Source organism: Phycisphaeraceae bacterium (assembly GCA_019636555.1).
In the GTDB taxonomy this organism is placed as follows: domain Bacteria; phylum Planctomycetota; class Phycisphaerae; order Phycisphaerales; family UBA1924; genus JAFEBO01.
This window is the reverse complement of the sequence record JAHBXH010000001.1, coordinates 1,373,138-1,394,766: the sequence shown is the minus strand read 5'-3', so window position 1 is coordinate 1,394,766 and position 21,629 is coordinate 1,373,138. Positions and strand designations below refer to the sequence as shown.

Genomic DNA, 21,629 nt, shown 5'->3' with positions numbered 1-21,629 from the left:
CAATCTCCCGACTTACAGACCTTTCAGCGCGCCTGTCCTACGTGCGTTGAAATAGCGGGTGAGTGAATCCTCGATGATCGCATAGGCCGCTTCGGCGGGCATCACCTCATCGACCATGACGTCCTTGCCCTCGAGCATCTTGTAATCCTCGAAGAACCGCTTCAGCATCTTGAAAATGTGGCGCGGGAAATCGCTGGCCTTCTGGAACTCGCTGTAGATCGGGTCCTGCTGCATGACGGCGATGATTTTGTGATCCGGATCACCCTGATCAACCATCGACATGAGCCCGACAGCGCGGGCATCGCAGATCGTCAGCGGCGGGATGCTCTCGGTGCTGTAGACAAGCACATCGAGGGGGTCGTCGTCCTCGGCGAGGGTCTGCGGAATGAAACCGTAATTCGCCGGGTAGTACACGGCGCTCGAGAGCACGCGATCGACGCGGAGCAGGCCCGAACCCTTGTCGACTTCAAACTTGAGATTGCCGCCACGCGGAATCTCGATCACCGATCGGAAGTGACCGGGGAGGTCGAGTCCTTCGATGCCGGGCGTCACGTCATGCCAGGGGTGGATCATGGGCGGAGGATATGTGCGGGCCGAACAGGAAAGGCGGGTGAGAATGCGGAGTCGCGGGGCTGCGGAGTTTCGCGGAGAGAATTCGAAAGGGTTTTCAACTCAAGGGGCTCGAAGAACTCAAAGCAGGATCGAGGTGTAGCAGAAGGGGAAGCCGGCGCAATCGACACCGCGCTTCCTTGATCGCTCCACGTCTTTGCCGTCTCCTTCATTGGACCGCCTCCGCGTCACTCCGCAAACTCCGATCTCCGCGTTCTCTTCCCACTGATAAACTTTCACCATGATGAAACCAATGACGATCGCTCTCTTGGCCGGTCTTTGCACGATCGCGGCACCTTCTTTCACGCCCGCGATCGCCGCGGCACCGACGCTCGTGACCGCGACCCCCGCGCTCACCATCGACGACGCCGTCGCCAAGGCGAACAAGTCGATCGAGAAGATCGTCGCGATCCCGTCGAAGGACCGCACCTTCGACAACACCGTCGGCGCGATCGACGACCTGCTCGCGACGTTCGAGCAGGACACGAGCATACTGATCTTCCTCAGCAACGTGCACCCGGACGCATCGGTGCGCGATGCCTCGCAGGTCGCGGAGCAGAAAGCCGGCGACTTCCTGGTTGATCTCGGAAAGCGCGAAGATTTGTACAAAGCCGTCAAGGATTTCGTCGCCAATCACTCTTCCGAAGTCGCCTCGCTCGCCGGGGAGAAGAAGCGCTTTCTTGATTTCACGCTCCGCGACTACCGGCGCGCCGGCATGGAACTCGACCCCGCGAAGCGCGCGCGGCTGACCGAAGTGCAGAAAGAACTCACGCGCCTCGGCATCGAGTTCAGCAAGAACATCGCCGAGGATTCGCCCGTCGTGCTGCTCACGGCAACCGAACTCAAGGGCGCACCGGAAAGTCTCCTCAAGACCTTCCCCCAAAACGACGGCGTTTATGTCGTCGGACTCACCAACCCGAGCTACACGCCCCTAATGGAAAACTGCTCGGATGAGACCACACGCCAGAAACTCTGGATGGCGTGGAAACGCCGCGGCGGCAAGAAGAACATCACCGTCCTCGAGAACGCGATCAAGCTCTACGCGGAGCAGGCACAGATCCTCGGCTATCAGCACTGCGCCGATTTCATGACCGAGACGCGCATGGCGAAGAACTACGCCAACGTCCAGAAGTTCTACGCGGAGTTGAAGCCGCTGGTGCGCAAGAAGGCCGAGGCCGACATGGCCGAATTCACCGCGTTCAAGCGAGAACTCACCAAGAACCCCAAGACCGAATTGATGCCGTGGGATTTCCAGTACATCAAGAACGAATTGACCAAGAGCAAGTACGCCGTGGACGGAGAAAAGGTCCGCGAGTACTTCCCGATGGACAAGGTCATCGAAGGCTTGTTCAACACCACGCAGTCGCTCTACGGGCTCGAATACCGCGATGTCACGAAGACAAAGGGCGGCACCTCTTCGCGCCCGCTCTGGCACGAGGACGTGAAACTCTTCGAGGTCTACGACAAGGCGCCGGGCCCCAATCAGGGCAAAATGATCGGCGAGTTCTATCTCGACCTCTACCCGCGCGACAATAAGTACACGCACTTTGCGCAGTGGTCGCTCGTGAATCACAAGGCTTGGAACGATGGAAAGGTGACTCTCCCGCTCGCCGCGCTCGTTTGCAACTTCAGCAAGCCAGAAGACGGAAAGCCGAGCCTGCTCGGTCACGAAGAAGTCGAAACTTTCTTCCACGAATTCGGCCACTGCCTGCACACGATCGTGAGCACGGCGCAGATGAACCGCTTCGCCGGCACCAACACCGAACTCGACTTTGTCGAGGCGCCGAGCCAGATGTTCGAGAACTGGGTGTGGGACGCGGACGTGCTCAACACATTCGCGAAGCACTACAAGACGGGCGAGCCGTTGCCTAAGCCGCTGCTCGACGGCATGATCGCGGCAAAGAACCTCGGCAGCGGCCTCGACGCCGAGAACCAGTTCTACTACGGCATGACCGATCTCGCGTACGAAACGACCAAGGACGGCAAGGTCGACACCACGCAGGTCGCGATCGATCTCTATCCGCAGGTCACCTGCTACAACTTCAAGCCGGACGCGACGTTTTATCAGGCGAGCTTCGGTCACCTGATGGGCTACACCGCCGGCTACTACTCGTACATGTGGTCGAAGGTCTTTGCCGCGGACATGGCGCAGCGCTTCAAAGAACTGGGCATGCTCAATCCCGAAGCCGGCATGTACTACCGCAACAAGATCATCAGCCAGGGCGGCACGCGCGACGCCTCCGAACTGCTGAAGGACTACCTCGGCCGCGAACCGAAACTCGACTCGTTCCTCGAGCAGCTCGGCATGAGCGAGTGATCGGCACCGCACCCCAAGGGGTTCTAGCCTTCTTGCATGCTCAAGCTTTCGTACGCGAACTGTCTTTCCGATCGCGTCGGCGAACACGGCCTTGATCCGGCGCATCTCGCGCCGGGTGGAGAGCAGGCCGAGGCGATCGCGGCGCACACGCGCCGGCTCGCTTCCACTCGAGGCAAGGGCATGGAGCACTGGCGCGAGCTGCCGTTTGAGCCGGCACGTTCGCAGCACGTACTGGCCGTGAAATCGCTCGCCGAACGCTGCCGGAGCAAGTTCGGCACACTCATGGTTCTGGGAATCGGAGGCAGCGCGCTCGGCAATATCGCGCTCCACACGGCGCTCACGCCCCCCACCTACAACCTGCTCGAAGCCGCCAAACGCAGCGGCCCGCGCCTCTTCGTCGTGGACAACGTCGATCCTTCGCACTTCGGCGATATTCTCGAATTCTGCCGCTCGCAGCCGGGCGGGTTGCAGCGGACGCTCTTCAATGTCATCAGCAAGTCCGGCGAGACGGCGGAGACCGCGGCGCAGTTCATGGTCGTGCGCGAGGCGCTACGCCAGGCGCTCGGCACGAACTACGCTCCGAACATCGTCGCGATCACCGACCCAGCCGTCGGAACGATGAGGCAGATCTGCGAGAACGAGGGATACCAGACGCTCGCCGTTCCGGACGGTGTCGGGGGGCGCTTCAGCGTGCTCAGCCCGGTCGGCCTCTTCTCGGCCGCGATGTGCGGCATCGACATCGATTCGCTGCTCACCGGCGCCGCGGATATGGACAAGTGCTGCTCGCGCGACGATCTCTCGACCAATCCCGCCGCGATGCTCGCGACGCTGCTGGTGGAACTCGGTCACACCAAGGGCAAGATCAATCACGTGCTCATGCCCTATTCCAACGCTCTCTACTCCTTCGCGGACTGGTTCCGCCAGTTGTGGGCGGAATCGCTCGGCAAACGCGTGAGCCGCACCGGCCAGACCGTGTTCGCGGGTTTTACGCCGATCAAGGCGCTCGGCACGACCGATCAGCACAGCCAGATGCAGCTCTTTCGCGAAGGACCGAACGACAAGGTGATCGGGATCGTCGAGGTCGAGCACTTCGACGAGCACCCGCGCGGCGTTCACGGCGATGTGCGCATCCCATCGGGTCTGGGCGATTCGGCGCTCGAATACCTGGAGAACCGCACGATGTCGGAGCTACTCCACGCCGAAAAGCGGGCGACGGAGTACGCGCTCGTCGAGAGCCAGAGGCCGAATTTCACCCTTTCATTCCCGAAACTCGACGCGTACCACGTCGGTCAGTTCATCGCGCTCTGGGAAATCACGACGGCGTATGCCGGGCTGCTCCTCAACATCGACGCTTACGACCAACCGGCGGTCGAGCTTGGCAAGCAGGCGACCTTCGGACTGATGGGCAAGCGGGGATTCGAGAACTTCAGGGCGAAAGTCGATTCTGTTCTGAGCGCGAGCACGCGCGTGATCGCGGAGTGATTCTGGTTTGGCCCGCTGTTCCCGACCCGGCACGCCGGTTGCGTCTAGCCGGTCGATGCTCCGCCTTTCTGCCATCCTGTTCGGGATTGTGCTCGCGCTTGCGGCCTCCCCCCTTGCGTTCGCCAGCAAGGTCTCCGACCTGACCCGCATCCGCGGCCAGGGCGAGTTCAAGCTTCGCGGGCTCGGACTCGTCGTCGGTCTCAACGGCACGGGCGATAGCGGCAAGGACCTCGTCCTCGCTCGTCCGCTCGCAAAGCTGCTCGAATCTGAAGGCAATTCGCCGGGACAGATTACCGAACTCATGGGCGCGAAGGCGGTTGCCGTCGTGTGGGTTGATGTCACGATACCGGAGGTCGGCGGACGGGCGGACGACAAGTTCGACGCGTACGTTTCCGCCGCGTACGGCGCGCAGAGCCTTCGCGGCGGGCGTCTGGTTCTCTCGCCTCTGCGGGGCCCTTTGCCCAACAGCCCCATTTACGCCTTTGCAAGCGGATCGGTCGAACTGTCGGACCCGTCGCTCGGCGCAAGCGGAAAGGTCCGCGCCGGTGCGCAGCTGTTGCGCGATGTCGCCGGGCCGGTCGTGGGCGACTCGTTCGATCTGTATATCTCGCCGTACTTCAGCGGGTGGGCCTCCGCCCAGAAGATCGCGACCTGCATCAACAGCGATGCCGGCCCGGGACCGCTCGTCCAAGGCATGGATTCGAGCATCCGCGTGAGCGCAAACGTCGCGACCGTGCTGGATGATCGAACGATCCGGGTGGTCATTCCAGAGGCGGAGCGCCCGGACAAAGCGGGATTTGTTGCCGCGGTGCTCTCGGCAAGCGTGCGCGTCGCGGAACTGGATCTTCCTGCGCAGGTCATCGTAAATCAGCGCAGCGGCGTGATCATCATCACCGGCGATGTCGAGATCAGCCCCGGCCTGGTCACTCACAAAGATCTTGTGATCAACACCACCGTGCCGACACCAATTGGTACGCCCCAGAATCCCCTGACGACCACCACGCACTTCGCCGAACTCCGCACTCGCCCGCGTGCCAGCGATAACGCCCGCCTCGCCGATCTCATGTCCGCGATGAAGCAGCTCGATGTCTCTGTCACCGACCAGATCGAAATCCTGCAGATGCTCTACAAGACCGGGCGCCTGCACGCCAAGATGATCGTGGACTAGTCGCAAGTCTCTTTCGAATATGGACATAAGCGGACTCAACTTCCGATCGGCTCTGAACCCGCTCGACGCGCTCCCGCACGTGCCAAACGCGCAAAATCAGCTCGAATTCACCGAGATCCTCGGCAAGCAGACCAGCCGCCAGATCGGCAAGGCCGACGAAGCCAAAATCCGTGAGGCCGCGGAAAACTTTGTCGCGATGGCCCTCGTGCAGCCCGTATTCAAGCAGATGCGAGCCTCCAACCACGCCGAAGCGCCCTTCGGGCCCAACAAGGCCGAGCAGCAATTCCAGTCGCTGGTCGATGCCCGGGTGGCGCGCCACATCGTTCACAAGACAAACTGGCCCGTCGTCGAGCGAGTGGCACAGAACATGCTGAAGAAGGCCGGACTCGCGCCGGCAACCTGATGGCGCGCTCCCGCGAGAGCGACCATGCCCCCCACCCTCACCCCAACCCCCACCCCCACACTCACCCTTCACCAGACCTTCAACACGCTTCCCCAATCGCCCGCGCTGCACGACGATTTGCGCGACATCTTGACCGAGTTCATCGCCCAGCACGAGGCGCTGCTCCAGCAAACAACCGAGCATCACGAGGCCATCCGCCAGGCCGATCCGCTCCGATGCGATCGCGTCATGCACGCGCAGCGCGCCACCCTCTCACGTATCGCCGAACTCGAGTCACAGCGCCAATCGCTGGTCAAGCGGGCGCAGAGCGAAATCCGTCCCGCGCCCGCCTCGCTCGCGCGGCTCTCCGACCTTGCACGATGCGCTCCCGAATCCGTCCGCGGCAATCTCGTCGAACTCGCCGATCGCCTCAAGTCGCTCGTCGCACGAGTCCAGGAAGAACAAAACGTGGTGCGCGTCGTCAGCCGCGTACTGCTTGCGCACATGGAGGGGCTGATGAAACAGGTCGCTCGGTCGCTCAGCCACGCCGGAACCTACGCAAAGTCGGGCGCCGTCGGCGCGGGCGCCCCGATCGTCACGAGCCTGGATGTTCGTTTGTGAATCCGGTGATGCGCTTCGGGATCAAGCGTTCTGCGTCCTCGAGTCCTCGGTCCTGAGTCAGAAAGCAAAGCGTGTGCTGTGACGCAGGACTTGGGACCCAAAGGACGAAGGACCTTTTTCGGATCGGACTAAGGAAGATTCATGAGTCTCACCGCCGCCATGCTGATCGGACGCTCGGCTCTCACCGCGAGCCAGCTCGGCATCCAGGTCGCCGGCAACAACATCGCCAACGTCAGCACGCCCGGCTACAGCCGCCAGGTCGCCTCGTTCCTTCCTGTCGGCGACGGCGGCACGACCGCGGGCACGCAGTCCGGGCGAGGCGTCAGCGTGCGCGATGTCCGCCGCCAAATCGATGCGGCGCTCCAGAACAGACTTTGGAACGGCGCCGCCGATGAGTCGGCTTCGGCCCAGCAATACCAGACTCTCAGCGCGATCGAAGCCACGCTCGGCGAACTCACCAACAATGATTTCTCCTCGCGTTTGCAGGGCTTTTTCAACATCTGGTCCGAGCGCGCCAACCTCTCCAAGAGCAGCAGCGTCGTCGTGCAGCAGGCCGGCCAGATCACCGATTACCTGCGCAAGATCCAGAAAGACCTCGGCACGATCCAGTCGCAGATCGACTCGCAGCTCAAATCCGGCGTGGAGCGCGCCGATCAACTGCTCTCGACCATCGCGAATCTCAATGTCCGGATCTCCACCAGCGAGGGCGGACAGGGGCTTGCAAATTCCCTCCGCGATCAGCGCGATCAGGTCATCAGCGAGCTCTCCAAGCTCGTCGATATCACCTCGGTCGATCAGCCCGACGGCTCCACCAACATCCTGATCGGCAGCACGCCCGTCGTGCTCGCCGGGCAATCACGGGGCATGCGCTTCGACATGACCGAGGTCAACGGAAACCTCGAAGTCAGCGTCAAGGCCAAGGACAACAGCGAATTTCTCGACATGCAGTCCGGCCAACTCGGCGCGCTGCTCAGCGATCGACGCCAGAGTGTCGGGCAGACTTCCGCGGCACTCAACTCGATCGCGAGCCAGTTGATCTTCGAAGTGAACAAGCTGCACTCGACAGGCACGAACAAGGACGGATTGACCGCCGCGGCGGGCACGCTCTCGTTCGCGACGGCCGACCGGACGCGCTCGCTCAACGATGTCTACAACACCGCGACGTCGAATCTGCCGTTTCAGGCAAAGAGCGGCGGCTTCTATGTAACCGTCAAGCAAGCCGGCACAAGCGCGACGCAGACGGTGCGAGTCAACGTCGATCTCGACGGTGTGGACAACACGGGCGCACCAGGATTCTCGAACGACACCTCCGCAGAGGACATCCGCGCGGCGCTCGGCGCGATCCCAGGCTTGACCGCATCATTCGACGCCGAGGGCAAACTCCAGGTGGGCGCGCAGAGCGGGTTTTCATTCAGTTTCAGCGATGATTCGAGCGGGGCGCTCGCACTCCTGGGCGTCAATAGTTTCTTCACGGGTACCAACGCGAGCAACATCGCCGTGCGCAGCGACCTGGTGTCCGACCCCAACAAACTGCAGGTCGGACGCATCGTGGACGGGTCGTTCGTCGAAAACGGAACCGCGCTCGAACTCTCGAAACTGCAGAATCAGGCCCTGGCGGCATTGAACGGCCGGACCATCGGCGCCACATGGGCTGACACCGTACAGGGGATCGGCGTCGCGACCGCCGCGGCAAAGACGACATCTGCCGCGGCGACTTCCGTTCGCGCCAGCCTCGATGCGCAGCGCGCGAGCATCAGCGGCGTCTCGATCGACGAGGAATCGCTCAATCTGCTGAACTTTCAGCGCCAATATCAGGCCGGCGCCCGGCTCATCGATATCTCGAATCAGTTGCTGACGAGCCTGATGCAGATCGTGTAGAAATATCGGATTTCGGATATCGGATCGCGGATAGAGAATCTCCGAGAGCCTTGTTAGTCGAGCTTCTTTCTTGCGGTTCGAGCCGAGGCGGCCACAATGGCCAGGATCTCATTGCACTCTTGCAAAAGTTGATGCAGACGCGCCGACTTGACAATCTTCGCCTCAATCAGCATTTCCATCCAGTATGCGCTCTCATCGGCCTCCTCTTCAACCGTGCCGAGCTTGTGGATGAAATCGCGACGCGACTTCGCTCGCTGTGCCGCTCTGTAGTTTGCCCCGACAGAAGTACCCGAACGCAAGAGCTGTCGCCCAATTACTTCCGACGTGCGAGTCGCAGGAAGTGATTCGGCCAACTTGATGACTCGTAACGAGAACGCGCGCGTGCGTTCATTTGCCCTGAATTCATTCCCCCAACGTAGCAAATCTCGAGTTTGACACCCCATCTCAATATCCGCCATCCGCTATTCGTCTGGCCCGCCCCTTGCGTAGTGCCCGCACTGGATGACCTATTTCCCGTCGAATATCGCCCGCGTTCCGAACATGCTCCTGAGCAACTTGACGCTCGGGAACATCAACCGCACGCAGGTTGCGCTGCTCGACGTGCAGAATCAGCTCTCGACCGGCAAAGAAATCATGCGCCCGAGCGACGATCCGGTCCGCTACGCCGGGATCCAGGCGATCGCGCGGCGGACCGAGCAGGGCGTGCAGATTCAGCGAAATCTCAGCAACGCCAGCGCCGCCATCGGTCAGCTCGACAGCGCGCTCTCCGAAGTTTCCGATGTCGCGCTCCAGGCAAAGCAGATCGCTCTCGCCCAGATCAACGCGACATCATCCGCCACCGAGCGCGCCGGCCAGGCAACGGTGGTGAATCAGCTCATCTCCGGCCTGCTCAAAACCGCCAATCGCCAGGGCGTCAGCGGCTACGTCTTCGGTGGCAGCACGCCCGGCACCGCGCCGATGGTCGAGATGAACGGCGGATTCCGCTATGTTGGGCAAGGCAACGGACTTCTCGCCGATCTCGGTTTCGCCGATTCCGTGCCGATCACGCTCGGCCCATCGAGCGCCTTCGGTGCGACCTCGGCCCGAGTGAAGTCGTCGGTGGACCTTAACCCGAATCTCACGGGCTCGACGCGCCTGAAAGACCTGAACGGCGCGCGTGGTCTTGGCGTCACGCTGGGCCCGGTGCAATTCGCGTTCAACGGCGGTCCGGTCGCGACGGTGGACCTCACCGGCGCCGACACCGTGCAGGATGTCGTGACCAAACTCTCCAATGCGATCCGGAAATACGAGACCGACAACAGCGTCACGGTGCTCGCCGGCGCGGGCGTGACGACAAGCGGCGGATCGCTCCAGGTCAACGTCGCTCCGGGCGGTTCGCTCGTCTTCACCGATGTCGGGTCTGCCGTCACGGCGCAGGACCTTGGCCTGTCTGCCGCGGCATTCACACCGAGCAACGCCAATAGCTCGAATCTCGACGCCAAACTAACGTGGACGACGCCTGTTTCGGCGCTCGCGGGCGTGACCGGCTCACTCGGCAGCATCAAAGTCAACAACATGGGACGGGCGGCGACCGTTGACCTCTCCGGTGCGACGACGCTCGAAGACATCAAGAGCGCGATCGAATCGCTGAACATGGGTCTGCGCGTCGAAATCAATTCGAGCGCGACGGGCATAGACATCGTGAACGAAGTCGCCTCCGGCGCCTCGCAGTCGATGTCGATCGAAGAAGTCGCCGGCAACAACTCGACCGCGACGCGCCTGGGCATCCGCACCTTCGCGGCATCGACGCTTCTCAAGGACTTCAACAACGGCAAGGGTGTCCAGGTCGTGGACGGCGTGATCAATCCCGTCACCAGCACCGCCGACCCCGAACTCAACTACGACTTCAAGATCACGGTCGGAAACGCCGTGCCCGGAGCGGTTGTCAAGGTCGATCTTCGTCCCCAGGATGTCGTCAGCGTGCAGACGGTGCTCGCCCGGATCAACTCGGAGATCGAATCCCAGCTTCCCGCGCAAGGATTGCTTGCCACGGATGTTGTCGCGCAACTCGCGGACGGCGCCAACGGGATCAACCTCGTCCAGAACGGTTCGTTCGGGCAGGCGCTGACGGTTACGCAGGCCAACAACTCGACCGCCCCCGGACAGCTCGGCCTGTTGGGCGGCACTTACAACGCGAGCACCAGCACTTTCGCGGGCACCGACACGGCGAAAGTGCGTGTCGACAGCCTGATGAGCTATCTGATCGATCTTCGCGAGGCGCTCACAGCCAACGACGTGAGTGGCATCCAGCTTGCTGGAGAGAACATCGACCGGGTGAACAACGCGGTTGCTGAGACCCGCGGCATGGTGGGCGGATTCGCCCAGCGCGTCACGTTTGCTCAGCAGGTTGAGGACGACCGCAGCGCCGTCGACACGAAAGTGCGTTCGGAACTCGAAGATGTTGATTTTGCCAGTGCCGCCTCCCGTTTCAGCCTTCTTCAGACCCAGCTCAACGCAAGCCTTCAGACAACCGCTCGCATTCAGTCAACAAGTCTGCTCGATTTCCTGAGCTAGCTGCGCCGGACTCCGGTTGAAAAACCGGAAGAACGGATTGGATCGACGGACCCGTCCCGCCTCGGCCGCGGGAACTCTCGGGTGACAGGACGTCGCCGGCCAGGGAGGCCGGGCGCGATCCGGGGATCGAAGGCCGATTTCGCGGGAGCGCGACGATGGAAGTTCGCACCAGCAGATTCGGGACGGTGAATATCGCGGATGATCGGGTGATCAGCTTCCAGAAGGGGCTGCTCGGCTTCGCGGACTGCAAGCGCTTCTGCCTGCTCGAGCCGGCGGAGGACGCTTGCTTCTTTTGGCTGCAGTCGCTCGAAGATCCGGACCTGGCCTTTGTGGTCACGGATCCGATGATCTTCGTACCGGAGTATTCCGTGCCGATCCGGCCGGAGCAGATGGCCGAACTCGGCCTGGCGAAGCTCGACGATGCGCAGGTTTTTGTCGTCGTCAACAAGATCGATCGCCAGTTGACGGGCAACCTTCAGGGCCCGCTCGTCATCAACACACTGAACAGAACGGGCGAGCAAGTGGTGCTCGCCGAAAAGCGTTGGACGGTCCGGCATCCGCTCATGACGGTCGGTGCCGCGGCACCCGTCCGCAAAGCCATGTCGGCCTGAATCGAGGATCGAATCAGCCATCGGGCGACGGATCGCCGGACGGCAACTTATGCGAAAGCGCGGCACAACATCACTGCGAGCTACGGGGCGGATTCTCCGCCCGGATTCGCCGCGCTCTTCCCTGTTCCTTCACACTCAACCGAGCTCCATAGACGGCAAGGAGGCTCTTCATGCTGGTGCTCTCGCGTCAGCGCGACGAAACGATCATGATCGGGGACGAAATCGAGATCACCGTGGTGGATATCCGCGGCGACAAGGTTCGTCTGGGCATCACGGCCCCCACCCGGATCGCGGTACATCGCAAGGAAGTTTACGAGGCGATCAAGGCGGAGAACAAGCAAGCAGCCCGAGCGATCTCGCCCGGTGCCGCGATCGCTTCGATCGATCCTTCGATCTCACCCGGACCCGCAAAGACAATCAATACGTCGAAGACCGCACGCCTGGCGGCCGGACCCGCGCGTGCGCCGGACTTGACGCTCACGGAACAAGCGGCCATTCCCCGAAGGGCCGAACCGCGGACCGCCTGAGCAATCCACTTCACCCCATTCACCGTTCACGAAACCAGTCAGAACTCACCGGCAACGCTGACGCACTTCGAGACACCAGTCAGATCGCCGCTCGCAATCACGGAGGATTGCCATGGCCCGGATAAATACGAACATCCCGAGTGTGCTGGCGCAGAGGAACCTGCGCAGCATCCAGTCCGAATTACAGACGCGCTTCGAGCGCCTCTCCACCGGGCTGCGGATCAACCGCGGAGCCGATGACCCGGCGGGGCTCATCATCTCCGAGCGCCTGCGCTCCAACATCTCCGGAGTGAACCAGGGCATCAGCAACTCGGACCGAGCCGCGAACGTGATCGCGACGACCGAGGCCTCGCTCTCGGAAGTGAGCGATCTGCTCAATTCGATCAAGTCGCTGATCGTCGAGAGCGCCAACACCGGGGCGAACTCCGACGCGGAACGAACCGCGAATCAGCTTCAGATCGACTCCGCCATCGCGAGCATCACGCGCATCAGCGATACCGCCAGCTTCGGCTCGCTCAAACTGCTGAACGGAAGCCTCGACTACAACCTCTCCGGCATCAACCCCAACGACGTCGTGCAGGCAAAGGTCTGGAACGCTTCGTTCATCAATCAGTCCACCTACAACGTGAAGGTCAACGTCGTTGCTTCTGCGCAGACCGGCGCACTCTATTTCCAGCCGCCGTCCGCTGCCGGAACGATCCTCAGTTCGACGACTCTGCAGATCGCGGGCGTCCGGGGCGTGCAGACCATCACCGTCACCAGCAATTCTTCGCTGACGAGCGTCGTTGACGCTGTCAACAACCTCACCAGCCTGACCGGCATTCGCGCCTCGCTGATCAACAACGATCCGACCAGCGGCATGGTCTTCTCCTCCGTGGACTATGGCAGCAACGCCTTTGTCTCGGTCAAGCGACTCCAGGGCCCGGCGCTCGCGGCCGACGCGTTCAGCAACAATCTCTACAAAGTCGTCAACAACCTGCCCGCGCCCTCGGGTTCGCCCTTCGGCTGGTCCACACTTATCAGCAACGGAACGGTTTCCGTCGCGCAGCGCGACGAGGGACAGAACGTGCAGGCGCTGGTCAACGGTGCCCTCGCCACCGGCGACGGCCTCAAGATCAAGGTGAATTCCCCGAACCTCTCGATGGACATGCAGTTGTCCGCCTTGTTCGCGACAACGATCACCGGTACGCCCAGCAACTTCGACATCACGGGCGGCGGCTCGCTCTTCCAGCTCGGACCGGATGTGTCGGCTTCTCAGCAGGCCAGTTTCGCAACGCAGAGCGTCGCGGCTTCGAACCTCGGCGGCGTGCTCGTCGGCAGCACGATGCAGTTCCTCAGTTCGCTCGTGACCGGCGGCACCAACTCCATCGACGCAAGCCTCAAGAGCAAGGACTTCACGACCGCGAGCAACATCCTGGAGCGCGCGATCGACGAAGTGAGCATCCTGCGTGGACGGCTCGGCGCTTTCCAGCGAAACGTCCTTGAACCCAACACACGTTCGCTCAACAGCGCACTCGAGAATCTCACCGCGAGCAGCTCCGCGATCCGCGACGCCGACTTTGCCGCGGAAACCAGCGCACTGACTCGCGCCCAGATCCTGAGCCAGTCCGGCACGACGGTGCTGCAACTCGCAAACGCGTCCAGCCAGTCCGTTCTCCAGCTCCTCCAAGGCTAAGGGATCGGGACTAAAGCGATTCGAGAGGATTTGATGTAAGTTCCGCCCACCGTTATCAGGAATTCCTCCCGCCCCGGCACGAATCGCCGGGGCGTTTTCTTTTTCTCGGACGGTTCGGTATTCCGCCGTCCCTTCCCAGTCCGCACAGACGGACCTGCCGGATTACTTTGAAGCGCCGCCCATAAATCGCCGCCCCGGTGCGCCCGATGAGCATGTGCGATCGCGTGTTTTCGGATGGTCCGGAGGTGCGCATCGGCCCCGCAACGGATTCGGGGCACCGGCCTTCTGCGTGTGCGGGGCCGGGAACACAAGGTCCGCGTCGCCGCGTGATGCGGAAACGGACCTTGGCGCGATCGGACCCGGGTCACGCCGGTCTCCCGAACGCGTGAAAGCAGGGAGGTTCGTCGCTCATGGGCCGCATCAATACCAACGTCCAATCTCTGATCGCCCAGCGCGTGCTCGGCCAGAACCAGCAGTCGCTGAGCAGCTCGCTCCAACGCCTGTCCACAGGCCTTCGCATCAACAGCGGCAAGGACGACCCTGCGGGCCTTATCGCCAGCAACAACCTCGGCGCCGAGATCGCGAGCAAGAACGCCGCGGTCGCGAACGCCAACCGCGCCGATCAGGTGGTAAACATCGCCGCCGGCGGCCTGTCCGAAGTTTCGGGCCTGCTGACCCAGTTGCAGGGCCTGATCACGGCCACCTCTTCTTCCGCCGGTATTTCCGATGCGGAGCGCTCGGCCAACCAGCTCCAGATCGACTCGATCCTCCAGACGATCGATCGCATCTCGACCAGCACCTCGTTCCAGGGCATCAAGCTCCTGAACGGCAATTTCGACTTCAAAACGTCGGGAGTCGCCTCGGGCGTCGCCGACTACAAGATTAATGCCGCCAAGTTCGCCAGCAGCGCCAACGTCGACGTGCTCGTAACGGGCTCGGCGCAGCAGGGCGGGATGTTCCTCTCGTTCGGCGCCGCTTCGATCGATACGGGCACCGGCAGCCAGTTCACCATCGAAGTCGGCGGCGCCTCCGGCAGCCGTCAGCTCACGTTCAGCAGCTCCACGAGCCTGACCAACATTGCCTCTGCGATCAACAGCTTCACCAGCATCACCGGCGTCAATGCCACGGTTTCGGGAACGGGCATCAAGCTCAACTCGACCGACTTCGGCAGCGCCAACTACGTCAGCCTCCGCGTCGTCAACGCCGGCAGCATCGCCAGCAGCGGTCAAGAGGGTGTCTACGACCTGCAGTCCAACGACACCAATTCCGCTTCGACCACCAAGCGCAGCACTTTTGGTGGCGTGACCAACACGATCACCAACAAGGGCAAGGACATGCAGGCGACGATCAATGGCGTCGCCGCCATCACGAACGGCAAGACCGCCCGCATCAACACCGACTTCCTCGATGTTGAAACGACGCTCACGACGACGCAGTCGCAGACGCTCGGCGCCGTCGGCTCGCACGCCTTCTCCATCATCGGAGGCGGCGCAACATTTACGCTCGCCGGCAACGTCGATATCTCCGGCAAGGTCTCGATCGGCATCCAGTCGGTCGGAACGACCTCGCTGGGCAATCAGGTGGTTGGATACCTGAGCCAGCTCGCCAGCGGACAGGCTTCCAACGTCGTGACCGGCAGCACCGAGAACGCTCAGAAAATCGTTGGCGCCGCGATCGAACAAATCAGCTCGCTCTCCGGTCGACTCGGCGCGTTCCAGTCCAACACGGTCGGGGCCACCATCCGAAGCCTCGGCGTGGCGGTTGAGAACGCGACGGCAGCTCAGTCGATCATCCGGGATGCGGACTTCGCGGCGGAAACCGCGGGCCTCACCCGCTCGCAGATCCTCGTGAACGCCTCGACCAACGTGCTCGGTCTTGCCAACCAGGCCCCGCAGTCCGTGCTGCAGCTGCTCGGCTAATTCTGACCTGATTTGATCAGCTCGTCCCAAGTGCCGGCCCCGGAATCGAACTTCCGGGGCCGGTTTCATTTGCGCAACGCGCAGATGTTGCGCCGAGTTTTTTCACCGTTTTTATGAGACGGCTCAAAGCGCTTTCCGGACGCGCCGATCCCCCGTGTGCGTCAACGCCCGGAAACCTCCGAGCCTGACGCAAAGCCTGTACGGATACGGGCTTTGAGTGCCGGGTTTGACACTCGGTCACGGGTCGGGATTCTGGGGAAGTTTGCCATGAGCCGCATCAACTCAAACGTTCAGTCTCTGATCGCCCAGCGGGTGTTGCAACAGAACCAGCATTCGCTGTCCACATCGCTCGAGCGGCTCAGCACCGGCCTGAGGATCAGCCGCGGCAAGGACGACCCCGCCGGCCTGATCGCTTCCGAGAACCTTCGCGCCGAGATTCAATCCACCAACCAGGCCGTGGCCAACGCAAACCGCGCCGATCAGGTGGTCAACATCGCCGAGGGGGGCTTGCAGGAAGTCAGCTCGCTGCTGACCGAGCTGCAGGGGCTCATCACCAGCTCCTCGTCCTCCGCCGGCATCTCCGACGCGGAGCGCCAGGCCAACCAGTTGCAGGTCGATTCGATCCTGCAGACCATCGACCGCATTTCGTCCGCCACAAGTTTCCAGGGCGTCAAGCTGCTGAACGGCAGCTTCGATTTCCGGACCAGCAACGTCGCAAGCGGGATCGCGGACTTCCGCATCAACGCCGCGAAATACTCCGGTGGTTCGCTCCACACTGACATCCTCGTGACAGGATCTGCGCAGCAGGCCGGCTTTTACCTCTCCTTCGGCGCGACTTCTATTGATACAGCGGCCAACAGCCAGTTTACGATCGAGGTCGGCGGAGTTTTCGGAACACGTCAACTCACGTTCAGTTCCTCGACGTCGCTCACCAATATCGCTGCGGCAATCAACAGCTTTGCGTCTGTGACCGGAACCCGGGCGACGGCCTCGGGAACCGGAATCAAGCTCTTCAGCAGCGAGTTCGGCTCGTCGCAGTACACCTCGATCAAGGTTGTCCGCTCGGCCGGAATCGCCAGCAGCAGCCAAGAAGGCATCTACGACCTCAACGCCACCGACACGAATTCGGCCAGTACGACCCTACGCAGCACCTTCGCGAATGCGATCAACACTCTGACCGACAAGGGTCAGGATCTGCAGGCGACAATCAACGGGATTATCGCCACCGCGCACGGAAAGAATGCTCGCATCAACACCGACTTCCTGGACGTTGAAGCGACGCTTACCACGACCCAGGCACAGACGCTGGGCGCCGTGGGCACTTCCCACGCATTCACCATCACCGGGGGCGGCGCCGATTTCCAGCTCAGCGGGCAAGTCAATATCGCCGGGCGGGTGTCGATCGGCATTCAGACCGTCAACACCGCCCAGTTGGGCAATTCGACCTCGGGCTTCGTGAATTCGCTCGCCTCGGGTCAATCGAACAACCTGGTCAACGGCAATTCGGAACAGGCACAGCAGGTGGTCAACAAGGCGATCGAACAGATCTCTTCGCTGAGAGGCCGCCTGGGCGCGTTCCAGTCGAACACTGTGGGCTCGACGATTCGAAGCCTGAGCGTCTCGGTCGAGAACACGACCGCGGCCGAGTCCGCGATCCGCGACGCCGATTTCGCCGCGGAGACCGCCGGATTGACCCGGGCGCAGATTCTGGTGAACGCTAGCACCAATGTGCTTGGTCTTGCGAATCAGGCGCCGCAATCGGTTCTGCAGCTCCTCGGCTAAAGAATCAGACCAAAGCCGAGTCCCAAAACGACCAAAGGCCCGCGTTCATCGCGGGCCTTTTTCGTTGGTACCGAGAACCGCTCGCGCCGACCCGCGCAGGGCGCACAAACCAACCCGTTTGGCATGAGGATCGGCTCAGGAACTTGGCGCGTTGGTCAAGTCTCCCGATTGTCCAGTCTGGCCCCCCCGAGCCATGCGTGACGGCGAGGGGGCGGAGGCGGCGCGGATCGGTTCTGCGCCTCGGCGCCTAGGCGGTTTTCCGCAGAGGCGAGTCGTGCCGGGCCGTTCGCCCGGCGCGGGAAGGGGTAGGCGCTGCGGCGTCCGATCGACCCGCGTGCGGGACGAATCACGGAGGAATCGATTCCATGGGACGGATTAATACAAACGTTCAGTCGCTGATTGCTCAGCGGGTGCTCGGCCAAAACCAGACAGGCCTGTCCACCTCGCTCGAGCGACTCTCGACGGGTCTTCGCATCAACAGCGGCAAGGATGATCCTGCCGGCTTGATCGCGAGCAACAACCTCAGCGCCGAAATCGCGGGCAAGAACGCCGCGGTCGCGAACGCCAACCGCGCCGACCAGGTGGTGAACATTGCCGCTGGCGGCATCACCGAGGTGTCGAGCCTTTTGACGCAGCTGCAGGGTCTGGTCACGGCCAGCTCCAGCGCCGCGGGCATCTCCGAGTCAGAAAAGCAGGCGAACCAGCTTCAGATCGACTCGATTCTCCAGACCATCGACCGCATCTCGAGCAGCACGTCCTTTCAGGGTGTGCGCCTCCTGAACGGCAACTTTGATTTCAAGACATCCGCCGTCGCTTCGGGCGTGTCGGACTACAAGATCAACGCCGCGAAGTTCAACGGCAGCACGAACGTGGACGTTCTCGTCACCGCATCGGCGCACAAAGGCGGTATGTTCCTGTCGTTCGGCGCTTCGTCGATCGACACGGGCACGGGCAGCCAGTTCACCATCGAAGTCGGTGGTGCGGCGGGCACGCGTCAGCTCACGTTCAGCAGCTCGACGAGCCTGACCAACATCGCCGCGGCGATTAACAGCTTCACGAGCATCACCGGCGCGAAAGCGACCGTCTCGGGCACGGGCATCCGTCTCGACGCGACCGACTTCGGCAGCGCGAACTACGCCAGCCTCCGCGTCGTCGACGCCGGCAACATCGCCAACAGCGGTCAGGAAGGCGTGTACGCTCTGAATTCGACCAACGACGCCGTCGCCAACACGACTCGCGTCAGCACCTTCGCCAACGCGAGCAACACCATCACCAAGAAGGGTGCCGACGTCACCGCGACGATCAACGGCATCTCCACCACCGCGACCGGTAAGACGGCCCGCGTGAACACCGACTTCCTCGACGTCGAAGTGACGCTGAGCGACACCCAGTCTCAGACGCTGGGCGCGGTCGGAAGCCACGCGTTCTCGATCATCGGCGGCGGCGCTTCGTTCCAGCTCAACGGCAACGTGGACATCGGCGGCAAGGTGTCGATCGGCATCCAGTCGGTCGAGACCACCAAGCTCGGCACGCAGGCTCTTGGCTACCTGAACAGCCTCGCCTCGGGCAAGGCCAACAACGTGGTCAGCGGCAGCACCGACAACGCTCAGAAGGTCATCGCCGCGGCGATCCTTCAGACCTCGTCGCTCGCCGGCCGCTTGGGCGCCTTCCAGTCGAACACGATCGGTTCGACGGTCCGCAGCCTGGGCGTGGCCGTGGAAAACTCGACTGCAGCTCAGTCGATCATCCGCGACGCCGACTTCGCGAGTGAGACGGCGAAACTAACCCGCAACCAGATCCTGGTCAATGCCTCGACCAACATTCTGGGTGTCGCGAACCAGTCGCCTCAGGCCGCTCTTCAGCTCCTCGGCTAAGCCGAAGACCTGAGAGAAACGAGAATCACGCGGCCCCGGGCGTACTCCGCCCGGGGTTTTTTCTTGCGCGATGTTGTGTTCACGCCGGATTCGATATTCTGACGATCTTCAGGACCAGATGGGACGCCGGCACGGCCAACTCGGATCTGAATTTCGTGAAGCGAAGGAAGCCAGACCGCGCGCTCGAAAGAAAGCGCCCAGTGCGGAATTGCCGCGCGAGCTCGACGCGGCACGCGACAACTTTCTCGTGTATTTGCGCATCGAGCGCGGCATGAGCCGCGCCACGCTCGAGGCATACGGACGCGACCTGGGCGAACTCCTGACCGAGCTTGCAGCGAGAGGCGTCGGGACTGTTCGCGCGATCACCACCCAGCATCTCATCGATCACCTCGCGAGGCTCAAGTCTGAACGCAAGATGGAGGGTTCTTCGGTTTCTCGCCACCTCGCGACCATCCGTGTGTTCTTCCGCTGGCTTCACGCCAACGCCCGGATCGATCGCAATCCGTCCGACTCGCTCGATCCCCCCACCCGCTGGAAGAGACTGCCCGAGTGCCTCTCGATTCAGCAGGTGCGTTCGTTGATCGAATCGCCGCGGCCGCCGAAAGAAGTTGACGGCTCGCCTCCGCTATGGCTGCGCGATCGCGCCATTCTCGAGATGCTGTACAGCAGCGGGCTGCGCGCAACCGAGATTTCCACCATCACGCTGCGATCAGTGGATCCCGCGATCGGCGGCGTGCTCGTCACCGGAAAAGGCAATAAGCAGCGGCTCGTGCCGATCGGAATGCCGGCGCGTCGCGTGCTCGATGAGTACTTGAAGGAGTGTCGGCCGAAGTTGCTGCAACCAGACGGGCGCGACAAAGGGCGCGTTTTTCTCTCCCGTTCCGGCGGCCCCATCGAGCGCGTCGCGCTCTGGCAGATCGTTCGCAAACACGCGGCGGCGGCAGGTCTCCGCGATGTTCATCCGCACATGCTCCGGCACAGTTTCGCGACGCACATGCTCGTCGGCGGCGCCGACCTCCGCGTGCTGCAGGAGATGCTCGGCCACGCCGACATCGCGACGACACAGATATACACGCACGTCGATCGATCGCACCTCAAAGTGGTGCACGCCAAGTTCCACCCGCGCGAACGCTCGGCGCGACCGGCCGACTCCGGATCGCCGCGTTCACGCTCGGCCTCGTAGCACTCCCTCGCATGTCGCAAGAGTCGCGGCAGGCCGTACGGGCCACTTCGATACTGTGATCTCGGAGTTAGATCGGCCGGCGCAGCGGATCAGTCCCGGTCGGACGCAGCGGCTCATCGCCGTCGCGCGAACGTTTGCGGCCGGCGAGCTTCTCGAGTTCGGCCATGGCCCGATCCGCTTCGTTGTCACCCGCAATTCGGATCGGCGAAACCAAAGGAGCGGATCCGATCCGCTGGAGATCCCCCGCTGATCGCCCCGCATACAAGCTTCCCGCTCCGTACTCCTGAACCGCGGCGATCTCCGCCTCGATCACCGGATCAATCGTCGCCTTCACGATTCCGGCGGAAACACCGACGCTCAGGCTGAACACAGCCCAGACGAGCAAGCCGATGAGCGCCACGGGAAAGATCGCATGAATAGTCAGCGTGAGCAGCTCGCTCGCGGAGCCGGCCGCCACTGCGCTGCTCGCGTTGATCAGCGGCTGATACCCGCAGAAGACTCCCCAGATTGGCGTCGCGGGAATGGCGCTTGACCATGGAAGCGCGATCAGAAAGAGCGCTGTTGTGATGTTGGCTGCACGCACCGCGCGCTGCATGCCGACCACGCCGGCGCCCGCGGCGATCGCGGTCGCCATCCAGCATTGCGCAACCAGCACCGCGAGCGCGACGACGCCGACGCCCGAGGCTGTATTCGACACGGCGGCCAGTACGCCGTCTGCTTTCCCGGTCGTGCGGGATTCCGAAACATCGGTATCGAGCGTTGCCGGATCTATCGGCTTGCGAGGTCCGGCTTCGACCACGACCAGATTCTCATGGGAGGTCGCCTGCTCGCGCGTGGCTGCTTCGAATCGAATGTCGGTGTAGTGGACACACGCGAAGACCAGCGATTGCGCAACGATCGCACATGCCACGACTAGCGCCGAGAAGACCGCACCGCGCCGGAGCGCGAGCAAAGCTGGTGAGGCGTTGATGTAGGCGCCAGGAGTTGGCCGGGGCACGTTCAGGCTCCCATAAGTGCTTGCATTTTGAACCCTTGCGTCCTATCGACG

At 62.4% G+C, this 21,629-nt stretch carries 17 protein-coding genes; 14 read left to right on the top strand and 3 right to left on the bottom strand.

The annotated features are described in order from the left end of the window. Positions 1-12: 12 nt before the first annotated feature. The gene (locus KF691_05750; protein MBX3388941.1) at positions 13-573 is read right to left on the bottom strand and encodes an inorganic diphosphatase; all 561 of its coding nucleotides are present in this window, start codon (positions 571-573) and stop codon (positions 13-15) included. A gap of 277 nt (positions 574-850) precedes the next feature. Between KF691_05750 and KF691_05745 the strand changes: the two genes are divergently transcribed. From KF691_05745 to flgK, 6 genes are all read left to right on the top strand, one after another. Further along, positions 851-2,926 carry a Zn-dependent oligopeptidase gene (locus tag KF691_05745; GenBank protein ID MBX3388940.1) on the top strand — a complete coding sequence of 692 codons (2,076 nt, stop codon included), beginning with the start codon at positions 851-853 and terminating at the stop codon, positions 2,924-2,926. Positions 2,927-2,962: 36 nt separating this feature from the next. Then, positions 2,963-4,408: a glucose-6-phosphate isomerase gene (locus tag KF691_05740; GenBank protein ID MBX3388939.1), complete on the top strand. Its 1,446-nt coding sequence runs from the start codon at positions 2,963-2,965 to the stop codon at positions 4,406-4,408. A 55-nt stretch (positions 4,409-4,463) separates the two neighbouring features. After that, positions 4,464-5,576 (top strand): flagellar basal body P-ring protein FlgI, encoded by a 1,113-nt coding sequence (locus tag KF691_05735; protein ID MBX3388938.1) that lies wholly within the window; start codon positions 4,464-4,466, stop codon positions 5,574-5,576. 19 nt (positions 5,577-5,595) lie between these two features. After that, positions 5,596-5,979, top strand: a complete 384-nt coding sequence (locus KF691_05730; GenBank protein ID MBX3388937.1) for a hypothetical protein — start codon at positions 5,596-5,598, stop codon at positions 5,977-5,979. Between the two features lie 24 nt (positions 5,980-6,003). Then, positions 6,004-6,579: a flagellar export chaperone FlgN gene (gene flgN / locus KF691_05725; GenBank protein MBX3388936.1), complete on the top strand. Its 576-nt coding sequence runs from the start codon at positions 6,004-6,006 to the stop codon at positions 6,577-6,579. Positions 6,580-6,720: 141 nt separating this feature from the next. After that, the gene (flgK, locus tag KF691_05720; protein MBX3388935.1) at positions 6,721-8,457 is read left to right on the top strand and encodes a flagellar hook-associated protein FlgK; all 1,737 of its coding nucleotides are present in this window, start codon (positions 6,721-6,723) and stop codon (positions 8,455-8,457) included. A gap of 53 nt (positions 8,458-8,510) precedes the next feature. On the opposite strand, the gene KF691_05715 is transcribed toward flgK, so the two are convergent. Next, the gene (locus KF691_05715) at positions 8,511-8,915 is read right to left on the bottom strand and encodes a four helix bundle protein (GenBank protein ID MBX3388934.1); all 405 of its coding nucleotides are present in this window, start codon (positions 8,913-8,915) and stop codon (positions 8,511-8,513) included. A gap of 43 nt (positions 8,916-8,958) precedes the next feature. Here KF691_05715 and KF691_05710 point away from each other — a divergent pair, with 43 nt between their 5' ends. From KF691_05710 to KF691_05675, 8 genes are all read left to right on the top strand, one after another. Next, a complete protein-coding gene (locus KF691_05710) occupies positions 8,959-11,010 on the top strand; it encodes a hypothetical protein (protein ID MBX3388933.1) in 2,052 nt (683 codons plus the stop codon). A 155-nt stretch (positions 11,011-11,165) separates the two neighbouring features. Beyond that, on the top strand, positions 11,166-11,621 hold the full coding sequence (locus KF691_05705) for a flagellar assembly protein FliW (GenBank protein ID MBX3388932.1): 456 nt from the start codon (positions 11,166-11,168) through the stop codon (positions 11,619-11,621). A gap of 170 nt (positions 11,622-11,791) precedes the next feature. Continuing rightward, a complete protein-coding gene (gene csrA / locus KF691_05700; protein ID MBX3388931.1) occupies positions 11,792-12,148 on the top strand; it encodes a carbon storage regulator CsrA in 357 nt (118 codons plus the stop codon). A 112-nt stretch (positions 12,149-12,260) separates the two neighbouring features. Next, positions 12,261-13,823 (top strand): flagellin, encoded by a 1,563-nt coding sequence (locus KF691_05695; protein MBX3388930.1) that lies wholly within the window; start codon positions 12,261-12,263, stop codon positions 13,821-13,823. Positions 13,824-14,233: 410 nt separating this feature from the next. Further along, complete coding sequence (locus KF691_05690; GenBank protein MBX3388929.1) at positions 14,234-15,742, top strand: flagellin; 1,509 nt, start codon at positions 14,234-14,236, stop codon at positions 15,740-15,742. A 267-nt stretch (positions 15,743-16,009) separates the two neighbouring features. Continuing rightward, on the top strand, positions 16,010-17,524 hold the full coding sequence (locus tag KF691_05685; protein ID MBX3388928.1) for a flagellin: 1,515 nt from the start codon (positions 16,010-16,012) through the stop codon (positions 17,522-17,524). A 365-nt stretch (positions 17,525-17,889) separates the two neighbouring features. Next, the gene (locus KF691_05680) at positions 17,890-19,398 is read left to right on the top strand and encodes a flagellin (GenBank protein MBX3388927.1); all 1,509 of its coding nucleotides are present in this window, start codon (positions 17,890-17,892) and stop codon (positions 19,396-19,398) included. A 70-nt stretch (positions 19,399-19,468) separates the two neighbouring features. Then, entirely contained in the window at positions 19,469-20,581 is a 1,113-nt protein-coding gene (locus tag KF691_05675; protein ID MBX3388926.1) for a tyrosine recombinase, read from the top strand. Between the two features lie 67 nt (positions 20,582-20,648). On the opposite strand, the gene KF691_05670 is transcribed toward KF691_05675, so the two are convergent. Next, entirely contained in the window at positions 20,649-21,578 is a 930-nt protein-coding gene (locus KF691_05670) for a hypothetical protein (protein MBX3388925.1), read from the bottom strand. Between the last annotated feature and the right edge of the window lie 51 nt (positions 21,579-21,629).

What these genes read in the sequence shown, in the direction of transcription:
- KF691_05750 (MBX3388941.1), bottom strand. Translation starts at nt 573, where the DNA reads ATGATCCACCCCTGGCATGACGTGACGCCCGGCATCGAAGGACTCGAC.
- KF691_05745 (MBX3388940.1), top strand. Translation starts at nt 851, where the DNA reads ATGATGAAACCAATGACGATCGCTCTCTTGGCCGGTCTTTGCACGATC.
- KF691_05740 (MBX3388939.1), top strand. Translation starts at nt 2,963, where the DNA reads ATGCTCAAGCTTTCGTACGCGAACTGTCTTTCCGATCGCGTCGGCGAA.
- KF691_05735 (MBX3388938.1), top strand. Translation starts at nt 4,464, where the DNA reads ATGCTCCGCCTTTCTGCCATCCTGTTCGGGATTGTGCTCGCGCTTGCG.
- KF691_05730 (MBX3388937.1), top strand. Translation starts at nt 5,596, where the DNA reads ATGGACATAAGCGGACTCAACTTCCGATCGGCTCTGAACCCGCTCGAC.
- flgN (MBX3388936.1), top strand. Translation starts at nt 6,004, where the DNA reads ATGCCCCCCACCCTCACCCCAACCCCCACCCCCACACTCACCCTTCAC.
- flgK (MBX3388935.1), top strand. Translation starts at nt 6,721, where the DNA reads ATGAGTCTCACCGCCGCCATGCTGATCGGACGCTCGGCTCTCACCGCG.
- KF691_05715 (MBX3388934.1), bottom strand. Translation starts at nt 8,915, where the DNA reads ATGGCGGATATTGAGATGGGGTGTCAAACTCGAGATTTGCTACGTTGG.
- KF691_05710 (MBX3388933.1), top strand. Translation starts at nt 8,959, where the DNA reads ATGACCTATTTCCCGTCGAATATCGCCCGCGTTCCGAACATGCTCCTG.
- KF691_05705 (MBX3388932.1), top strand. Translation starts at nt 11,166, where the DNA reads ATGGAAGTTCGCACCAGCAGATTCGGGACGGTGAATATCGCGGATGAT.
- csrA (MBX3388931.1), top strand. Translation starts at nt 11,792, where the DNA reads ATGCTGGTGCTCTCGCGTCAGCGCGACGAAACGATCATGATCGGGGAC.
- KF691_05695 (MBX3388930.1), top strand. Translation starts at nt 12,261, where the DNA reads ATGGCCCGGATAAATACGAACATCCCGAGTGTGCTGGCGCAGAGGAAC.
- KF691_05690 (MBX3388929.1), top strand. Translation starts at nt 14,234, where the DNA reads ATGGGCCGCATCAATACCAACGTCCAATCTCTGATCGCCCAGCGCGTG.
- KF691_05685 (MBX3388928.1), top strand. Translation starts at nt 16,010, where the DNA reads ATGAGCCGCATCAACTCAAACGTTCAGTCTCTGATCGCCCAGCGGGTG.
- KF691_05680 (MBX3388927.1), top strand. Translation starts at nt 17,890, where the DNA reads ATGGGACGGATTAATACAAACGTTCAGTCGCTGATTGCTCAGCGGGTG.
- KF691_05675 (MBX3388926.1), top strand. Translation starts at nt 19,469, where the DNA reads ATGTTGTGTTCACGCCGGATTCGATATTCTGACGATCTTCAGGACCAG.